Origin of the sequence: Streptomyces sp. NBC_01788 (assembly GCF_035917575.1) — a bacterium.
In the GTDB taxonomy this organism is placed as follows: Bacteria; Actinomycetota; Actinomycetes; order Streptomycetales; family Streptomycetaceae; genus Streptomyces.
Window position 1 is genome coordinate 6776009 of the sequence record NZ_CP109090.1, and the last position, 18470, is coordinate 6794478.

Annotated in this window: 12 protein-coding genes; 3 read left to right on the forward strand and 9 right to left on the reverse strand. The window is 71.1% G+C overall.

Features of this window, described 5'->3' with window-relative positions; all coding sequences use genetic code 11:
- Positions 1–65 precede the first annotated feature (65 nt).
- Both OIE49_RS30405 and OIE49_RS30410 read left to right on the forward strand, forming a co-directional pair.
- A complete protein-coding gene (locus OIE49_RS30405) occupies positions 66–827 on the forward strand; it encodes a thioesterase II family protein (protein WP_100566707.1) in 762 nt (253 codons plus the stop codon).
- Between the two features lie 178 nt (positions 828–1005).
- The gene (locus tag OIE49_RS30410; protein WP_326805084.1) at positions 1006–1749 is read left to right on the forward strand and encodes a nucleotidyltransferase domain-containing protein; all 744 of its coding nucleotides are present in this window, start codon (positions 1006–1008) and stop codon (positions 1747–1749) included.
- Here the strand turns inward: OIE49_RS30410 and OIE49_RS30415 are convergent.
- The 8 genes from OIE49_RS30415 to OIE49_RS30450 form a co-directional block, all read right to left on the reverse strand.
- On the reverse strand, positions 1675–2424 hold the full coding sequence (locus tag OIE49_RS30415; protein ID WP_326805085.1) for a nucleotidyltransferase domain-containing protein: 750 nt from the start codon (positions 2422–2424) through the stop codon (positions 1675–1677). The two genes, OIE49_RS30410 and OIE49_RS30415, sit on opposite strands and share 75 nt — an antisense overlap.
- 29 nt (positions 2425–2453) lie before the next feature.
- On the reverse strand, positions 2454–3536 hold the full coding sequence (locus OIE49_RS30420) for an aldose epimerase family protein (RefSeq protein ID WP_326805086.1): 1083 nt from the start codon (positions 3534–3536) through the stop codon (positions 2454–2456).
- A 57-nt stretch (positions 3537–3593) separates the two neighbouring features.
- Positions 3594–4610, reverse strand: coding sequence for a LacI family DNA-binding transcriptional regulator (locus tag OIE49_RS30425; RefSeq protein ID WP_326805087.1), 1017 nt, complete (start codon positions 4608–4610; stop codon positions 3594–3596).
- A gap of 64 nt (positions 4611–4674) precedes the next feature.
- Complete coding sequence (locus OIE49_RS30430; protein ID WP_326805088.1) at positions 4675–5700, reverse strand: ABC transporter permease; 1026 nt, start codon at positions 5698–5700, stop codon at positions 4675–4677.
- The gene (locus OIE49_RS30435) at positions 5697–6665 is read right to left on the reverse strand and encodes an ABC transporter permease (RefSeq protein ID WP_326805089.1); all 969 of its coding nucleotides are present in this window, start codon (positions 6663–6665) and stop codon (positions 5697–5699) included. Before OIE49_RS30435 ends, OIE49_RS30430 begins: the two co-directional genes overlap by 4 nt.
- Positions 6662–8308: a sugar ABC transporter ATP-binding protein gene (locus OIE49_RS30440; RefSeq protein WP_326805090.1), complete on the reverse strand. Its 1647-nt coding sequence runs from the start codon at positions 8306–8308 to the stop codon at positions 6662–6664. Before OIE49_RS30440 ends, OIE49_RS30435 begins: the two co-directional genes overlap by 4 nt.
- 100 nt (positions 8309–8408) lie before the next feature.
- A complete protein-coding gene (locus OIE49_RS30445) occupies positions 8409–9491 on the reverse strand; it encodes an ABC transporter substrate-binding protein (protein WP_326805091.1) in 1083 nt (360 codons plus the stop codon).
- 201 nt (positions 9492–9692) lie between these two features.
- Positions 9693–12992: a LamG-like jellyroll fold domain-containing protein gene (locus tag OIE49_RS30450; protein ID WP_326805092.1), complete on the reverse strand. Its 3300-nt coding sequence runs from the start codon at positions 12990–12992 to the stop codon at positions 9693–9695.
- 451 nt (positions 12993–13443) lie between these two features.
- Between OIE49_RS30450 and OIE49_RS30455 the strand changes: the two genes are divergently transcribed.
- Complete coding sequence (locus OIE49_RS30455) at positions 13444–15906, forward strand: beta-L-arabinofuranosidase domain-containing protein (RefSeq protein WP_326805093.1); 2463 nt, start codon at positions 13444–13446, stop codon at positions 15904–15906.
- Between the two features lie 117 nt (positions 15907–16023).
- Here the strand turns inward: OIE49_RS30455 and OIE49_RS30460 are convergent, their stop codons facing one another.
- Entirely contained in the window at positions 16024–18237 is a 2214-nt protein-coding gene (locus OIE49_RS30460) for a discoidin domain-containing protein (protein WP_326805094.1), read from the reverse strand.
- Positions 18238–18470 lie beyond the last annotated feature (233 nt).

Sequence of the window (18470 nt, forward strand, 5' to 3'; positions counted from 1 at the left end):
GCCGAAACCCGTCGCACGCAACACCGCCGGCACCAGGCCGGCGCTCACGAAAGGTCCAGGAAAGCGTGACAACCCCTACGTCCACCGAGGCGAGTCTGTGGGCCCGGAGCTTCCACCCGGCCCCCTCCCGCTCCACCCAGCTCTACTGCTTCCCGCACGCGGGCGGCTCGGCGTCCTTCTACTTCCCCGTGTCCGCCCAACTGTCCTCGGTCGCCGAGGTGTTCGCGGTGCAGTACCCGGGACGGCAGGACCGGCGCAAGGAGGTGTCGCCCACGGACATCGCCACCCTCGCCGACCAGCTCTACGACGCCCTCGGCCCCGCACTCAAGGCCCGGCCGACCACGTTCTTCGGGCACAGCATGGGCGCCACCCTGGCCTTCGAGGTGGCCCGCCGCCTCGAGGCCGACGGCGGTGAGCTGGTGCGGCTGTTCGCGTCCGGGCGACGCGCGCCGTCGACCGTCCGCGACGAGAACGTGCACCGCCTCTCCGACGAGGGCATCGTGCGGGAGCTGAAGCTCCTCGCCGGCACCGACACCGCGCTGCTCGGCGACGAGGAGATCCTGCGCATGATCCTCCCCGCCATCCGCAGCGACTACGAGGCGATCGAGACGTACCGGTGCGCCCCCGACGTCACCGTCCGCGCCCCGATCACCGTCCTCACCGGCGACAGCGACCCCAAGACGTCGATGCCCGAGGCCGAGGCGTGGCGCGGCCACACGACCGGCGACTTCGACCTCCAGGTCTACCCGGGCGGCCACTTCTACCTGACCGCGGAGGCCCCCGCGGTCATCGCCTCCCTCAGGAAGCACCTCACCGCGCAGGGCTAGCATCCGCCGTTCCGCCCCTCGCCAGGCCACGGGCGACGGGCGGAACGGACAACCTGCGGAGGTCTGGAGCCATACACGAAGTCCCGCCACCGCCCGGCCCGGCCGCTGCCCGCCGAGCCGATCGAGGTGGAGGGAAATTCGATCAGCCCGAGGTGGCGGTGCGCGTACGCTCCTGGGCATGCAGCCCGAGGACCTGGTACGCGAACACACGATCTACGCCTGTGTCATGGGCTCGCGGGCCTTCGGGCTGGCGACGGACGGCAGCGACACGGACCGCCGGGGCGTCTTCCTCGCCCCCACCTCCCTGTTCTGGCGCTTCGAGAAGCCGCCCACGCACGTGGACGGTCCGCTGCCCGAACAGTTCAGCTGGGAGCTGGAACGCTTCTGCGCACTGGCGCTCCGTGCCAACCCCAACATCCTGGAGTGCCTGCACTCACCGCTGGTCGAGCACGTGGACGACACCGGCCGCGAACTGCTGCACCTGCGCGCCGCCTTCCTCTCCCGGCAGGTCTACGACAGCTTCACCCGCTACGCCCTCGGCCAGCGCCGCAAACTCGACGCCGACGTCCGTACGACGGGCTCCCCGCGCTGGAAGCACGCGATGCACCTGCTCCGCCTGCTGATGACCGTCCGCGACCTGCTGCGCACGGGCGAGCTGCACATCGACGTCGGCGGCCAGCGGGAGCCCCTGCTCGCGGTGAAGCGGGGCGAGGTCTCCTGGGCCCAGGTCGAGACCCGCATGGCCCGGCTCGCGGCCGAGTCCGAGGAGGCCCTGCTGCACACCCCGCTCCCGCCGGAACCGGACCACGCGCGCGTGGCCGACTTCCTGTTCCGGGCACGCCGCGCCTCAGCCGGTCAGCCGGACGCGCACCACGAAGTCGTGCAACGCGTCGTAAGCGGTGGGCGCTTCGGGCAGCGCTGAGACGGCCTGCGCCTCGTCGAGCACGGCGTGCAGCCGCTCCACGTCGGCCGCCACGCGCGCGTGATCGACGACGGCCGTGCCGTGCTCGCGTTCCGCCTTGGCGGCCACCAGCTCGGGCAGATAGCCGGGCGCGGCCGGTTCGCCGGCGAGAGTCGGCAGGTGAGCCTGCACCTCGCCGCTGCGCATGAGGTGGATGCCGGTGAGCAGTACGCGGAAGGTGTACAGCAGCGGCTTGAGTTCGCCGGTCTTCTCGAACAGCCGCCACTGGGTCACCGCGAACCCGCGGTAGTGGTGGGCGTGGTGACGGGTGAGGACGCCCGGCACGAACGCGGCCAGCTCCCGGTGGGCGTCGGTGGTGTGCGCGACCAGCGGCGAGAGCAGCTGCTCCAGCACATAGCCGTTGCGCCGCAGCATCAGTCGTACGAACTTGCGCAGATCGTGGGTGACGAGGTCCATCTCGACCCCCAGCCGCACCCACGTCCGCGACCGTGTCTCCTCCGGCTCGCGCAGCCCGACCAGGTCGGCGGTGGGCAGCAGGTGGACGCCTCGCAGGTCCACGTCGGAGTCCTGCGAGGGAAAGCCGTACAGATGGGCACCGGAGACGGTCGCGAACAGCAGAGGGGCGGGCTGTTCGGCGATCACGGGCGTCAGGTCCATGTCGAGTCCGTCGATCATGGACCCAAGTGTCCCAGAGCTCCCCGGGGTCAACGGGCAGTTACCTGTACAGGGTCGAGGCGGTACTCGGTGCGGCTGGTCAGGACGGAGCCCGGGCGGAGCACCGTGCTCGGGTACTCCGGGTGGTTCGGGGAGTCGGGCAGGTGCTGGGTCTCCAGGCAGACGGCGGCGTACCGCTCGTGGCGGTTGCCCGCCGCGTCCTTGAGTGTCCCGTCGAGCTGGTTGCCGGTGTACACCTGGAGGCCCGGTTCGGTGGTCCACACCTCCAGGGCCCGCCCGCTCACCGGATCCTCCAGCCGGGCCGCACGCCGCAGGTCCTCCCCGTCCGACGGCCGGCGCAGCACCCAGCAGTGGTCGTAACCGCCGGCCGCCCGCAGTTGCGGGTCGGGGTCGTGCAGGCGGGCGCCGATGGTGCGCGCGCGGGTGAAGTCGAAGGGGGTGCCCGCTGTTTCCGCGCTCGGCCCGTGCGGGATGCCCTCGTCGGTCAGCGGCAGGTACCGGTCCGCGTCCAGTCGGAGCACGTGGTCGGCCACCGTGGGGGCGCCCGACAGGTTGAAGTAGGCGTGGTTGGTCAGGTTGACCACGGTCGGCCGGTCGGTGACGGCCCGGTAGTCGACGGAGAGGGTGCCCTGCGCGTCGAGGACGTACGTGGCCGTGACGTCCAGCGTGCCGGGAAAGCCCATGTCTCCGTCGACGCTGCGCAGGGTGAGGCGCACCCCGGCGAAGCCGGCGCCCACCACGGGCGCGGCGGCCCAGATCCGCCGGTCGTAGCCGTCGGGGCCGCCGTGCAGGGCGTGACCCCTGTCGTTCACCGGCACCTGGTGCGCCCGGCCGTCCAGGGTGAAGCGGCCGTCGGCGATGCGGTTGGCGTACCGCCCCACCAGGGCACCGAGGTACGGGCTCGGGCCGGCGTAGTCCTCGATGCCGGTCAGCGACAGGACGACCGAGCGCGCGACTCCGTCACGGTCCGGCACCTCCAAGGCGTGCAGGATGCCGCCGTAGGTGAGTACCTCGGCGCGGACGCCTCGGCCTGAGTCCAGGTGCCAGCGCTCCACCGGAGTGCCGTCGGGCGTGGCGCCGAAGGGGGAGCAGCGCAGGGCGGGTCGTGGCATGAAGATCCTCGGGGATGGGAGGAGGAGGGCAGGCTGGTTCAGCGGCCGGGTGCCGGTTCAGCGTTGGCGGCCCAGGGTCGACTCGCGTACCACCAGGTCGTGGCCCGGACGCAGCCGGCGCGGCTCGGTGTCGGCGGAGCCGGTGAGGCGGGAGATGACGCAGCTGACGGCCTGGCGGGCGATGGCCTGCTTGTCGGGGGAGACGGTGGTCAGGGTGATCGCCCCGAAGCGGCCGTCCTCGATGTCGTCGAACCCCACGACCGCCACGTCCTGCGGGATACGAAGGCCGCGTTCGCCGAGCACCCTCATGGCGCCGATCGCCTGGAGGTCGTTGTAGGCGAAGACCGCGTCGGGCCGCACGCCGCGGTCCAGCAGCAGGGCCATGGCCTGCGCGCCGTCCGCCCGCCCGTAGCCGTCGGTGGGGGCCACCAGCGAGTCGTCGTGCGGCAGCCCGGCCGCGGCCAGTTCCTCACGCCACCCCTGGAGGCGCAGATGGGCGGGCTGGCGGGCGCTCTCCGCCCGCGCGCCGAGGAAGGCGATCCGCTGCCGTCCCATCCCGACCAGGTGCCGGACCGCGCTGCGGGCCGCGGCCACGTTGTCGATCGCGATGTGGTCGTAGGGGGCGTCGTACTCCCGCTCGCCGAGCAGCACGAGCGGCGAGGTGTCGGTGCGGCCGCGCAGGTCAGCGTTCTCCAGTTCGATCGGCGAGAGGATCAGACCGTCGATCACATGGGTCCGGAAGCCCTGGCAGACGAGCATCTCCTTCTCCCGCAGGCCGGCGGTGTGGTCGAGGAGCACGGTGTAGTGGTGGCGCGCGGCGGCGTCGATGACCGCGCTGGCCAGCTCGGCGAAGTACGGGTTGCCGAGTTCGGGGACGGCCAGCGCGATGATCCCGGTGCGGCCCTTGCGCAGGTGGCGCGCGGTGAGATTGGGGCGGTAGCCGAGCTCGTCGATCGCCTGCTGCACCCGGGCCCGCATGGCGGGGGTGACGTGCGGATAGTCGTTGACGACGTTCGAGACGGTCTTGATGGACACTCCCGCTCGCTGCGCGACGTCCTTGAGGCTGACGCCCAAGGCGTTCCCTCCTTGTCGGGCCGGGCGCAGGACACCGACGGGTCCTGCGGCACGGCGTCTGTCATCAGGTGCGGCGTGCCCGCGCCAGGTACCGCTGGGCCACGACCACCACGATGAGGAAGCCGCCGCTGACCACGGACTGGTAGGACGAATTGAGCGAGCCTATCTGGTTGATCAGGTTCTGGATGACCGCGAGCAGCAGCACTCCCCACAGGGTGCCGCTCACCGAGCCGGCGCCGCCTATCAGCAGGGTGCCGCCGATGACGACCGCGGCGATGGCGTCCAGCTCCATGCCCACGCCGATGATCGTGACCCCGGAGGACAGCCGGGCGGCGTTGAGCGCGCCGGCGAACCCGGCCAGCAGCCCGCTGAGCGTGTAGACAAGGACCCGGGTGCGGGCCACCGGAAGTCCCATCAGGGTCGCGGCGTCGGGGCTGCCGCCGACGGCGAACAGCGACTGGCCGAACGAGGTGCGCTGCAACACCACCCCGCCGGCGGCGAACAGCGCCAGCGCGATGAGCACCGGATACCCGAAGCCGCCCACCGTGCCCTGGCCGAGTTCGGCGAACGCCGAGTCCCGAGGCACCAGATAGGTGGTGGCGCCCTCGTCGGTCAGGGCGAGGAGCAGGCCGCGGGCCCCGAGCAGGGTGGCCAGGGTGACGATGAACGGGGCCATGCCGGCCCGTGCGATCAGCAGCCCGTTCAGGGTGCCGATCGCCCCGCAGACGGCCAGCGGCAGTAGCAGCGCGGCCCAGATGCCGTACTGCGAGGCCCAGGCGGCCAGTACGCCGCCGAGCGCGAACACCGATCCGACCGAGAGGTCGATGCCGCCGGTGATGATCACGAGGGTCATGCCCAGGGCGACGACGGCGATGAACGACGCCTGTACGGCGATGTTCTGGGCGTTGTCGAGCGTGCCGAAGGACGGGAAGACGAACGAGGAGACCAGGACGACCGCGACCAGGACGGCGAGGGCGCCGTGCCGTTGCAGGAGTTCGGTGATCCGCTCCTGGCCGGTGGCCGCGGAGGGGGCCGGGGCCGTGGGGCGCTGGGCGGCCGGCGACTGCCGGGGGCTGGTGAGTGACTTCATCGGGACCGACGCTCCCGTGCGACGTAGACGGCGACGAGGATGATGACGGCCTGGGCGATCTGCGCGGTGGAGTCCGGCAGATCGTGCTTGACCAGGGTGGCCCGCAGGAGCTGCATCAGCAGCGCGCCGGTGACGGTGCCCAGCACCCGCACCGAGCCGCCGGTCAGCGGTGTGCCGCCGACGACCACCGCGGTGATCGCGGACAGCTCCATGAGGTTGCCGAGCGCGGAGGGGTCACTGGCGGTCAGCCGGGCGGTGGCCAGTACGCCGGCGAGCGCCGCCAGGACGCCGCACAGGACGTAGACGCCGATCAGGACCCGCTTGACCGACAGCCCGGAGAGTCTGGCGGCGGCCCGGTTGCCGCCCACCGCGACCAGTTGCCGGCCGAAGGTGGTGCGGTGCACGACCCCGGCCACCGCCAGTGCCAGGACGCCCGCGGTCAGTACCACCACGGGGATGCCCAGCACCTCCCCGCTGCCCAGTGCCAGCAGGTCCGGGTTGGCGATCTGCTTGAGCTGCCCGTCGGCCATCACCAGGGCCAGGCCGCGGCCGCCGACGAACAGGGCCAGGGTGGCCACGATGGGCTGCAGGCCCACCACGGCGACCAGGGTGCCGTTGACCGCGCCCACGAAGACCCCGGCCAGCAGCGCCATGAGCAGTGCCGGGACCAGCCCGTAGCCGAGGTAGAGCGGCAGCAGCGCGGCGGCCAGTGCCATCGCGGACCCCACGGACAGGTCCACGCCCTCGGTGCCGATGACGAGCGCCATGCCGAGCGCCACGATGACGACCGGGGAGACCTGCACGAGCTGGGTCCGCAGGTTGGCCACGGTCAGGAAGTGCTCGGTGAACGCGGCGTTGAAGGCGAGCAGCACCAGCACCGCCGTGTAGACGCCGTACTTCTGGAACCAGGCCGGTGCGGCGAGCCGGACCGCGCTCCGTCCCAGTGCCGGCGACAGCTGGGTCATTCCTGCTCCTCGTCCGTGTGCGATGACGTGTGCGGCGTTTCCGCGGCGGGCTCGGGTTCGGGCTCGGGTTCGGGCTCGGGGGTGTGCGCGGCCAGCGCGTCCAGCAACTCGGCCTCGCCGACCAGGTCGCCGGCCAGCTCACCGGCCACCGCGCCGCCGCGCAGCACCACCAGCCGGTCCGCGCCCTCCACCAGCTCCTCGACGTCGGAGGAGATCAGCAGCACCGCGAGCCCCTCCCGCGCCAGTTCGTCGATGAGGGTCTGCACCTCGGCCTTGGCGCCGACGTCGATCCCTCGGGTGGGCTCGTCCAGCAGCAGCACCTTGGGCTCCAGGCACAGCCAGCGCGCCAGCAGCACCTTCTGCTGGTTGCCGCCGGAGAGCTCCTCGACCTTCTGCTCGGGGCCCGACGCCTTGATCCGCAGCCGCTTCATGAAGATCTCCACGATGCGGTCCTGCTGCTTGCGGGAGACGACACCGGCCCGGGACAGGCGGGGCATGGCGGCCAGGACGATGTTCTCCCGCACCGACAGACCGGGCACGATGCCCTCGGCCTTGCGGTCCTCGGAGAGCAGGCTGACGCCGGCCCGGATCGCGGCGGCGGGGGACAGGCGGCGCAGCGGCCTGCCCGCCACCGAGACCGTGCCGGAGTCCAGTGGCAGCGCGCCGACCAGGGCCTTGGCGGTCTCGGTGCGCCCGGAACCCAGCAGGCCGCCCAGGCCCAGAACCTCCCCCGGACGCAGTTCCAGTGACACCTCGTCCAGCAGGTGGCGGCGGCTCAGCTTCTCGGCGGTGAGCACCGGTTCGCGGGCGGCGTCGTGCTCGCCGCCGAAGCCGGTGACGCCGTGCCGGCGGACCTCGGCGACCTCCCGGCCGAGCATCATCGAGACCAACTGCATCCGGTCCGTGTCCGCGAGCGGGCCGGTGTGCACCAGCCGTCCGTCGCGGAGCACGGTGACCCGGTCGCAGATGCGGTACAGCTCGTCCATCCGGTGGCTGACGTAGAGGATGGCGATGTCGCGGCTGTGCAGTTCCTCGACGACCCGGAAGAGCGTCTCCACCTCGCGCGGTTCCAGTGCGGAGGTCGGCTCGTCCATCACCACGACCTGGGCCCGCACCGAGACCGCGCGGGCCAGCGCCACCATCTGCTGAGTGCCCACGCCCAGGCTGTTCAGCGGGCGGCGCACGTCGGCCGTGACCCCGAAGCCGGCCAGCAGTTCGGCCGCCTCCCGGTGCATCCGGGGGAAGTCGATCAGGCGCAGGCGGTTCTTGGGCTCGCGGCCCAGGAAGATGTTCCGCGCCACGCTCATCATCGGGACGAGGTTGACCTCCTGGTAGATGGTGGACACGCCGGCCTGCTGCGCCTCGTGCGGCCGGGCGAACGAGACCGGCCGCCCGCCCAGGCGCAGCTCCCCGGAGTCGGGGCGGTGCACACCGGTGAGGACCTTGATCAGGGTGGACTTGCCGGCGCCGTTCTCGCCGACCAGGGCGTGGATCTCACCGCGGCGCAGGGTCAGGGAGACGTCGTCGAGCGCCACCACGCCGGCGAAGCGCTTGCCGACGCCGACGGCCTCCAGCACCGTCGGGGGCGCGGCGCCGTCCGCGTCCGGGTGCGGTGCGGCGACTGCCGCTTCGGGGGGTGCCATGGGCTCAGGCCTTCCGTGGGTCGGTGAGCGGGGCGCGGACCGCCCGGTCCAGAACCTGTGACGACAGGCCCTGGGGCGGCCCGGGCGGCCCGAGGGCGTCTCAGTAGGCTCCGGACAGGGAGTCCTTGGCGTTCGACGCGTCGTAGGCGCGGTCGGAGATGATCACGTTCTCCGGGATGGACTCGCCGCCGAAGAACTTCTGCGCGGTGGCGAAGGCCAGCGGGCCGAACCGCGGGTTGGACTCGATCACGCCGTTGTACTGGCCGTCGGCGAGTGCCTGCACCGCGTTGCGGGTGCCGTCGATGGAGATGATCTTGACGTCCTTGCCGGGCTTCTTGCCGGCTCCCTTGAGCGCGGTGACGGCGCCCAGGCCCATCTCGTCGTTCTCCGCGTACACGGCGGTGATGTCCGGCTTGGACTGGATGAGCTGCTCCATCACCTGCTGGCCCTTGTCGCGGGCGAACTCACCGGTCTGCTGGGCCACGATCTCCAGGCCGGGGGCCTTGGCCTTGAGCTGGTCGACGAAGCCCTTGGTGCGGTCGGTGGTGACGTTGTTCCCGGACGCGCCCAGGAGGATCGCGACCTTCCCCTTGCCGCCGGTCACCTGGATCATCGCGTCCGCCGCACGCTTGCCCTGCTCGACGAAGTCCGAGCCGAGGAAGGCCACGTAGTCCTTGCAGGCGGTGGCGTTGAGCTTGCGGTCGACGGTGATCACGGGCACGTGCTTGGCGGCGGCGGCCTGCAGCGCCGGTTCCAGGCCGTCGGAGTTCAGCGGCGCGACGATGAGCAGCTGCGCGCCCTGGGCCAGCATGTCCTTGATGTCGCTGATCTGCTTGGAGAGCTGGGACTGGGCGTTGGTGGTGAGCAGCTTCTTGACGCCCAGCTTGGCGGCCTCGTCCTTGATGGACCGGGTCTCGGCGATCCGGAAGGGGTTGGCCTCCTTCTCGGACTGCGAGAAGCCGACGACCGCGTCCTTCAGGTCGATTTTGGTGGCGCCGTAGGCATCCAGGGTGCAGCCGGAGCCCGAGGAGTCGCCGGACGGCGACTGCACCACCTGGGCGCCCTGACTGGTGTCGGAGGAGGCCGCGCCGGTGCCCTCCTCCTTGGAGCAGCCGGCGGAGAAGGCCGCGGCGGCGGCGAGGCACACGGCGGCCACGAGACGGGATCTGCGAGGGCTGGTCATGGTCGTTGCACTCCTTGCGTGGTGGGGCGACTGCTCTGGCACGGCGCGGCCGACGAGGTCGTCCGGTCGCCGCCGGGGCCGCGGGGTGGAATGTGGCGTGGTGCGCGTGCTCGGCAAGGGTCTTTCGTTCGGATCAGGCCGGATCAGGGAGCGGGCCGGGGCGGGAGGCCCCCGGGGTGGACCGGGGGCCTCCCACCGCCGTCACCGCCTGGCGGGCGCGGTGGGTTCGCCGGCCGCCAGCGAGGCCACCTCGGCGCCGCTCAGGGCGCGGTCGTAGGCGTGGACGTCGGCGATCGCGCCGGCCCAGTGGTCGACCGGGCCGCCGTTGTACTTGCCGCGGCCGATCACCAGGTTTCCGGCGGGCACCTCGCCGTTGCAGGCGTGGGTGGAACCGGCCTGGGTGCCGTCCACGTAGATCCGCAGCGCGCCGTCCTGGTGGCTGTAGCTGCCGACCAGGTGGTACCACTTCCCGGCCTCGGGCTCCCCGATGCTGTTCGCCAGCGCCCGGGCGCCGGAGAAGCTGAACGCGAACCGCTTGTCGGCCTGGGAGTACTGGAGGTAGAAGACGCTGCTCCTGTCGCCGTCGACGGACACCGCGGTGCTGAAGTGCCCCTTGTCGTCGAGGCGGACCCAGGCGGCCACCGAGTAGTCGCCCTTCTCGGTGTCCAGGACGGGCGCGCCGGCGTCGACGTGACCGGTGCTGCCGTTCAGCAGCACCGCGCCGCCGTTCGGGCCGGTGGTCCAGGTCGCCCCGCCCTTGAGGGTGCCGTCGTGGCGCCCCGCGACGTCGGTGGCGGTCGTGCCGGACTGCTGGTGCAGCGGCCACCAGGACACTCCGGCCAGTCCGGGGGTGCCCTTCGGGACGTTCGCCCCGCCTGCGGCGGAACCGGCCGCGATCACCTGCTGGTTGATCTCCCGCACCGGTCCGGGCTGGACCTTGACCACCTTGCGGTCGTAGGTGAGCAGGCCGTTGAGTTCGCCCTCCACGTCCGTGACCTGGGTGTAGACCGAGCCGGAGAGCCCGCAGGAGGCACGCTGGAGGAGCTTCCTGGTGTTCTCCACGTACGCCTTGGTCAGCTCCTCGGTGCTGGTGGCGGCGTCACCGTAGTCCTGACCGCCGGCGGTCCCGAGGATGTGGCCGGGAACGACGTACGAGTAGCCGCCGTGCTCCCCGTCCACGGAGGCGCGGCCGGCGTCGGGGGCGGGGTTCGCCGGGCCGTGGTAGTCGTGGAAGTCGATGATGTCACCGCGACCCGAATCGCCCTTGGAAGCACAGCAGTTGACTCCGGAGTGGGCGTCCACCAGCCGGGACGGGTCCTGCTTCTTGACCGCGTCCGCGAGCTCACCGGTGGCGGCCTTGCTCCATTCCCCCCAGCCCTCGTTCATCATCGTCCACATGACGATCGACGGGCTGCTGATGTGCTGGTCGACGATCGTGTGCACCTGGTCGGTGAACGTCTGGGTCTCCGGGGTGCCGGCCGCGGCCGTCATGCGGCTCGGCATGTCCTGCCACACCATCAGACCGAGGCGGTCGGCCCAGTAGTACCAGCGGGCGGGCTCCACCTTGATGTGCTTGCGCACCGCGTTGAAGCCGAGGTTCTTGTGCTCCACCAGGTCGTACTTCAGGGCCTCGTCGGTGGGCGCGGTGTACAGGCCGTCCGGCCAGAACCCCTGGTCCAGGGTGGCCATCACGAAGGCGGGCCTGCCGTTGAGCACGATCTTGTTGACGCCGCCGACCGGGGCGACCTCGATCGAGCGCATGCCGAAGTAGGAGCCGACCTCGTCCTTCCCGGCCCGTCCGCCGTCCAGGGTCACCTTGAGGTTGTACAGGTACGGGTCGTCCGGGCTCCACAGGTGCGGCTTGCCGACCGGGAGGCGCAGCGCGGTACCGGCCCGGCCGGTGACCGAGGCCACGGCCTTGTTGCCGGCGTAGGCGGTGGCGGTGACCTTCGCCGTCGGCGAGGTCCCGGCGGTGGGGCGCACGGTGACGGAGAGCGACTTGTCCGCCAGGTCCGGGGTGAGCACCAGTGAGTCGACGCTCGTCTCGGGGACCGGCTCCATCCAGACGGTCTGCCAGATGCCGGAGGTCGGGGTGTACCAGATGCCGCTCGGGTTGGCGGACTGCTTGCCGAGCGCGTACCTGTCGTCGGTGGTGTCCTTGACCTTCACCAGCAGGGTCTGCGCCCCGCGTCCGGCGATCGCGTCGGTGACGTCGGCGCTGAACTCCTCGTAGCCGCCGGTGTGGTGGGCGACCTGCCTGCCGTTGACGTAGACCCAGGCCTCGTGGTCCACCGCGCCGAAGTTCAGGCGCAGCCGGTTGCCGGAGCCCACCTTCCAGCCGTTCGGCACGGTGAAGGTGCGCTGGTACAGCGACCAGTCGTGGTGCTTGGCGACGCCGGACAGGCCCGACTCCATCGGGTACGGCACCAGGATCTTCCCGGAGAGCTTCCCGGTGGGCAGCGCGGCGCTCTGCTCGGTGGCCTGGAACTGCCAGGTGCCGTTGAGGTTCTGCCAGTTCTTGCGGGTCAACTGCGGCCGCGGGTACTCGGGCAGGGCGTTCTTGGCGGAGACGTCCTTGGCCCACTTGGTGGCGAAGTACCAGGTGGATTCGTTCTGCGCCACCACGGAGAACGGCCCGAGTCCGCCACCGGCCGTCGTGATGCCGCCCTTTCCGTCATAGCTGATCCGCACATCGGCGTTGAGCGAGACGGGGGTGTCGTCCTTGCCGGCGGTGATGACGAGCCTGGAGGCGTTCTTGGGGTCCTTGGCGACCGTGCCGGACCACAGGGTGCCTCCGGAGACCAGCGCGAGGTGCTTGGCCGCGTCGGCCGGAACGGCCTTGACGGCGGAGGGCAGTTCGATCGTGGCGGTCCTGCCGGTCGCGGCGACGGTGCCCTTGGCGTCGGCGGGGGAGAACCCGGCCGGCAGGTGCAGCGCCGAGTCGGGGAGCGGCCGGCGGGAGAAGCCCGGACCCGACCACTCGGTGTGCAGGTAGGCGCCGCCGTTGCCCTGGTTGTAGTCGACGGCCAGGTCGTGCAGACCGGCCTTCAGCGTGATCGCCTCGGACGTGGTCTGGACGTCCCAGTCGGTGGTCCAGTGGTCGATGACACTGGCCCCGTCGAGGGACATCCGGAAGCCGTTGTCGCCCTTGATGTAGAAGGTGTAGGCGCCGTCCGCGGGCACCTGGAGCCGGCCCGTCCAACGCACCGCGACGTTGTCCGTGGTGCCGGCGTAGGCGCGCAGCGCGGGCAGCAGGTCGTCGACGTAGAGGGAGTTGTCGATCCGGGTGCCGGTGTACGACGCGAAGTCCAGCGCCGAGATGCTGGACATCCGGTAGTAGTCGCCTCGCAGACCGAGGTCGGTGGCCTCGGCGGAGGGAGCGGACGCCGCGGCCGGTGCGGCACTGACCTGGGCCGGCACCAGCAGCGCGGCGCCCAGCAACAGCGGCAGCAACGCAGCGAGTCGGCCGAGGAAGGGTATTCGGAGTCTGCCTGGGCTCATGCTCACCCTTTCCGTAACGGAAATTCTGCACGCCTGAACCTGCGCCGAAGGGGACCCCCGCGCCGGGCGGCACAGGGGAAGCGCGTCGGAGGCGTTCTTGTATAACGTTGGAAAAGTCGGCGCGGGAGCATGAAAGCAGGGCCCCCACAACCCTGTCCAGACCTCAGGGTCAACGGATGCGGACCGAGCCCGTGCGGGCGGGAAGACCACCAAGTCAGCAGCGATCGCGAGCCGTTCGAGGTCTGGACACGACTGCTCGCGCGTGCTGTCATTCCTGTCGGCGGAAATCTCTGCAACGTTATAAGGCGCGCTGACGTCGTGTCCGTGCGGCGCCTTGGGCGTTCCGCGCGCGCCGGTCGTCCCCCACCCTCCGCCAACGCCGCCGGCCGGCGCTCCTGGACGTCGTTCCACCGCCCTGTCCCACCTTCGACAGTTCAGGAAGGACGTCCGCATGGAACGTCGTACGTTCCTCAACCGCTCACTGGCCGTCGTCGGTGGCGCCGCGCTGGCGGGAACGGCGGCTCTGCCCGCGCAGGCCGCCGCGCCGCGGCCGCCGGTGCACCTCGTCGGCCCCGCCCGTGCCCTCAGCCGTTATCCGGCCAACCGGGCCCCGTTACAGCAGGAACCCTTCCTGCGCCTTCCCCCGGGCAGCATCACCCCCAAGGGCTGGCTGCGCGAACAGCTCGACCTCCAGCTGGGCGGCCTGGGCGGGCGCATGCCGGAGGTCTCCGAGTACCTGTCCCCGGCCACCAGCGGCTGGGCCGTGCCCGAGCGGGACGGCTGGGAGGAACTGCCGTACTGGCTGCGCGGTTTCGGCGACCTCGGCTACGTCACCGGCGACGCCGGGACGCTGGAGCTGACCCGCGCCTGGATGGACCGCATCCTGGCCACCCGGCAGCCGGACGGCTTCTTCGGCCCCGCCGCCCTGCGTACGGCGCTGAACGGAGGCCCGGACTTCTGGCCGTACATGCCGGTCCTCGACGCGCTGCGCACCTGGCACGAGTACAGCGGCGACGACCGGGTCGTCCCCGCCCTGCAGGGCTGGCTGAAGTACCTCCATGCCCAGCCGGGCACGCTGTTCGGGCAGGGCTGGGGCTCCGCACGCTGCGGCGACACCATCGACACGGCCTACTGGCTGTACAACCGCACCGGCGACTCCTGGCTCCTCGACCTGGTGCACACCCTGCACGCCCACAGCGCCGACTACACCACCTCGATACCGACCTGGCACAACGTCAACCTGGCCCAGGGCTTCCGCGAACCGGCCCAGTACGGCGTCCTGGCGGGCGGTTCGGCCTTCCGCGACGCCACCTACCGCGTCTACGACATCGTGATGCGCCGGTACGGGCAGTTCCCCGGCGGCGGCTTCGCCGGGGACGAGAACGCCCGCGACGGCTACCACGACCCCCGCCAGGGCTTCGAGACCTGCGGCATCGTCGAGTTCATGCACAGCCACCAGATGCTCACCCGCATCACCGGCGACGCGGTGTGGGCCGACCGCTGCGAGGAACTGGCGCTGAACATGCTGCCGGCGGCGCTCGACCCGCTGCAGAAGGCCATCCACTACGCGACCTCCGCCAACGGCGTCCAGCTCGACAACGTCCCCAAGACACACGGCCAGTTCGACAACCGCTTCGCCATGCAGGCGTACCTGCGCGGCATCCACCAGTACCGCTGCTGCCCGCACAACTACGGCATGGGCTGGCCCTACTACGCCGAGGAACTCTGGCTGGCCAGCGCCGACGGCGGCCTGTGCGCCTCGCTGTACGCGGAGTCCTCGGTGCGCGCCGACGTCGCCGACGGCACCACGGTCACCATCGCCGAGCGCACCGACTACCCGTTCGACGAGACCGTCACCTTCACCCTGTCCACTCCCAGGACGGTGCGCTTCCCGCTGTACCTGCGCGTACCGGGCTGGTGCCGGGCCCCCTCGGTGCGGGTGAACGGCCGGCCCGCGCAGGCCCGCGGCAGCGGCGGTTACCTGGTCCTCGACCGCTCCTGGCAGCACCGCGACACCGTGGAGCTGTACCTGCCCATGCGCACCACCGTGCGCACCTGGGGCGCGAACCGCGACTCGGTCTCCGTCGACCACGGTCCGCTCACCTACTCCCTGCAGATCGAGGAGGCCTGGTCGCGGTTGGCCGGTACCGAGGACTGGCCCGAGTACGAGGTGCGTCCGGCCTCGCCGTGGAACTACGCCCTGGTGCTGGACGAGAAGGACCCCGCCCGCTCCCTCACCCTGGAGCGCACCCGCGCCCGCGCCGCCAACCCGTTCACCCACACCGGCACCCCCGTCCGCATGAAGGCCAGGGCACGCCGCGTCCCCACCTGGCAGGCCGACGACGAGAACGTGGTCGCGCCGCTCCAGCAGAGTCCGGCGCGCACCACCGAACCGGTCGAGCACATCATGCTGATCCCGTCCGCCGCCGCACGGCTGCGCATCACCTCGTTTCCCACGGCGGGATCGGGCCGGAGGGCCCATGAGTGGGTCGCGTGCACCGCGTCCTTCAGCGGTGTGGACAGCCCCCAGGCCCTGATCATCAACGCCACGGCCGGGCCCCGGGACTCCTACGACCAGTCCATTCCCCGCTTCACCTGGTGGGACCGGACCGGCACGGAGGAGTGGGTGCGGTACGAGTACGCCGAGCCGGTCCGCGCGAGCGGGGTGTCGGTGTACTGGTACGACGACACCGGCCACGGCGCCTGCCGGGTACCGCAGTCCTGGCGGCTGGAGTACCGGACTCCCGCGGGTGCCTGGCAACCGGTGAGCGGCGCATCCGCGTACGGCACGGCCACCGACACGTTCAACGACGTCTCCTTCGACCCGGTGACCGCCACCGCCCTGCGCGTGCGTGTACAGCTGCGGCCCGGCGTCTCCGGCGGCGTACTGGCCTGGCGGGTCCGGCTGTTGTGAGGCCCCGGACCCGGCGTGTGACAGCGGCAACAGCGTTTCCGCACACGCGTGCGGCGAGCCACCCGTGGGTGACTCGCCGCACGCCGGTGCCGGTCCGGGCCGGTCATCCGTCCCCGGTCAGGGGAACTGGACCACCTTGGACGGCACCGTGCTTGTACCCGAGGTGGGCGCGCCCGTGTTGTTGACGACGTGGGCGTACTGGCCCTGGCCGCCGAGGGAGATCACCAGGATGTCGTGCAGCTTGACGCCGGACTTGACCGGCACCTGGAACCCGTGCGCCTGGACGATCGAGGGGTCGGCCGTGAAGTTGCAGTAGCTGCCCAGACCCCAGGCCTCGTGCGTGTTGACCGAGTCGGCGACCTTGTAGGCCGCGTAGCCGACGATGCCGTCGTGGGTGATGGCGGCGGCGTTCGGGACGTCGTAGGCCTTCTCGTTCTGGAAGAAGACCGTCCGGCCGCGTTCTCCGTTCCAGTACACGTCGTACTTGTTGTAGTGCTCGACGAACAGGCCCGTCGCGAGGACGTCGTTGCCGTTGACCCACAGGCCGTAGTCGGCCCGGTTGGTGTTCCAGCCGACGCCGCTGCCGTGGTCCGCGCGCCAGAGCCAGGTGTGGTCGATGATGACGTTGTTGCTGTTGACCACGATCGAGTTGGTCGCGAGACCGGGGCCCGCGCCGCCGATCCGGACGAACACGTCCTGCACCGTGGTCGGGTTGGCGGAGTGGTCGGCGGAGGAGCCGGGCTGGCCGACCCGCAGGAGCGTGTCCGAGTTGGCGGCGCCCGCGTCGATCAGGAATCCGGCGAGCCGGACGCCGTCGACGTCGGCGACGTGCATCGCGTCGACGCCGTTGTCGGGTATGAGGGTGGCGAGACCCAGTCCCAGCACCACGGTGTTCGCGCGGGTCACGTCGATGGTCCGGTCGAGGTGGTAGACACCGGGCGTGAACAGCAGGTTGAGGCCCTGGGACAGCGCCTGGTTGATGGTGGCGGCGGTCGCACCCGGCTTGACGACGTAGAACTGGTCGAGTGGCAGGGAGCTGCCCGCGTTGGCCGGCCAGGACACACCGCGGACGTTGGTCCGCTTGGCGGGCACGAAGACCTTGTAGGTGTTGCCGTCCAGGTAGAGGAACGGCTTCTCGCGCGAGATCGGCGTGGTGTCGAGCGTGGTGTACGAGCCGGTGGCGAAGTCGGTCGCCGGCGCGCCCTGCACTCCGGTGAACGTCATGTTCCACACGCCGTTGGTCCAGCCGCCCACCGAGCTGTCGCGGGTGTACCACTGCTGCTGCGAGTACGGGCCGACGGTGCCGTCGATCTTCGAGTCGGCGATGTACCCGCCGGAGGCCCAGCCGTATCCGTTCGGGGCGAGGTTGAGGCCGCCCTGGACGTGGATGCGGCGGAACGGCGCCGCCTGCGCGACGGCCCACCGGTCGTCGCCGTGCGACGGCCTGATGGCGAGGTTCTCCGCCGAACGCCAGAAGTTCTGGGTGGCGTTGCCGTTGAACCAGCCCGCGTCGACGGTGACGTCACCGTTGATCTGGGTGTCGTCGGGGTTGAGGCCAAGGCCGGAGACCGAGGTGTAGAAGCCGATCTGGGCGTTGATCCCGTTGTAGGTGCCCGGCTTGAGCAGGAACTGGTAGCGGCCGTTGCCGAACTGGTTGGACTCCTGCTGGGCGAAGACCTGGTCGAACCTCTGCTGGAGGTTGGGGGTGGAGGGGTCGACGACGATGACGTTCGGCCCCAGGTCGCCGCCGCCCTGCACCGGCGGGGTGCCGCCGCCGGACGACTCGGTGTGGACGGCGACCTCCCAGAGCGAGTAGCCGTAGCCGGTCGAGCGGACCGTTCCGTAGATGCGCAGGTAACGGCCCGAACCGCTGACGTCGTAGGAGGCGCTGCCGCCGGTCGCGCCGGTGACGCTCTTCAGCGTGGTCCAGCTCTGGCCGTTGGCCGAGGCCTGGATCTGGAACTCCTTGGCGTACGCGGTCTCCCAGGTCAGGTCCACCTTGCACAGGTTCTGGACCGATCCGAGGTCGACCTGCACCCACTGCGGGTCCGAGAAGGCGCTGGACCAGCGGGTGCCCGGGTCGCCGTCGAAGGCGGCGGAGGCCGGGGTGCCCGCGTTCTCGGTGGAGGAGGCTGTCGCGGGCTTGCCCAGGGCGGCGTTGCCGGTGCCGCAGGCGGCCGCGAGGCCGGCGCTCCGGTCTGCCGACGGTGCGGCGGCCTTGCCCTGGGGCAGCGGGGTGCTGGCCGCGGCGGCGGCCGGCAGGTCGGTGGCGGGAAGGGCGACGAGCGCTGCCACTGCGGCGAGCGCGACACCCAGGGATCTGAGTCTCATACGGGTCCCTGCGGATGCGATGGGGGGTGAGTGTTCGCGAGGAGGGCGGGGCTGTGTCACGGCGTGCGGAAGCTCAACTGCAAGCCCGCACGGCTTAGTTCACATCTTGATTTAACTGATGAGGCAGAGGGGTCGGCAAGCCCCCGGACGCGGGAATCTTTTCAAGCGTTGACGGGACGGGTGCCCGCCGCAGGTGGGGTGGTGTTCAGGAAATGAGGACGGGTGGGGCGGCG

Bases quoted from the DNA above. Each gene is read 5' to 3' on its own strand.
- OIE49_RS30410 (WP_326805084.1), top strand. From the start codon at position 1,006: ATGCAGCCCGAGGACCTGGTACGCGAACACACGATCTACGCCTGTGTC.
- OIE49_RS30415 (WP_326805085.1), bottom strand. From the start codon at position 2,424: ATGATCGACGGACTCGACATGGACCTGACGCCCGTGATCGCCGAACAG.
- OIE49_RS30420 (WP_326805086.1), bottom strand. From the start codon at position 3,536: ATGCCACGACCCGCCCTGCGCTGCTCCCCCTTCGGCGCCACGCCCGAC.
- OIE49_RS30430 (WP_326805088.1), bottom strand. From the start codon at position 5,700: ATGAAGTCACTCACCAGCCCCCGGCAGTCGCCGGCCGCCCAGCGCCCC.
- OIE49_RS30435 (WP_326805089.1), bottom strand. From the start codon at position 6,665: ATGACCCAGCTGTCGCCGGCACTGGGACGGAGCGCGGTCCGGCTCGCC.
- OIE49_RS30440 (WP_326805090.1), bottom strand. From the start codon at position 8,308: ATGGCACCCCCCGAAGCGGCAGTCGCCGCACCGCACCCGGACGCGGAC.
- OIE49_RS30445 (WP_326805091.1), bottom strand. From the start codon at position 9,491: ATGACCAGCCCTCGCAGATCCCGTCTCGTGGCCGCCGTGTGCCTCGCC.
- OIE49_RS30450 (WP_326805092.1), bottom strand. From the start codon at position 12,992: ATGAGCCCAGGCAGACTCCGAATACCCTTCCTCGGCCGACTCGCTGCG.
- OIE49_RS30455 (WP_326805093.1), top strand. From the start codon at position 13,444: ATGGAACGTCGTACGTTCCTCAACCGCTCACTGGCCGTCGTCGGTGGC.
- OIE49_RS30460 (WP_326805094.1), bottom strand. From the start codon at position 18,237: ATGAGACTCAGATCCCTGGGTGTCGCGCTCGCCGCAGTGGCAGCGCTC.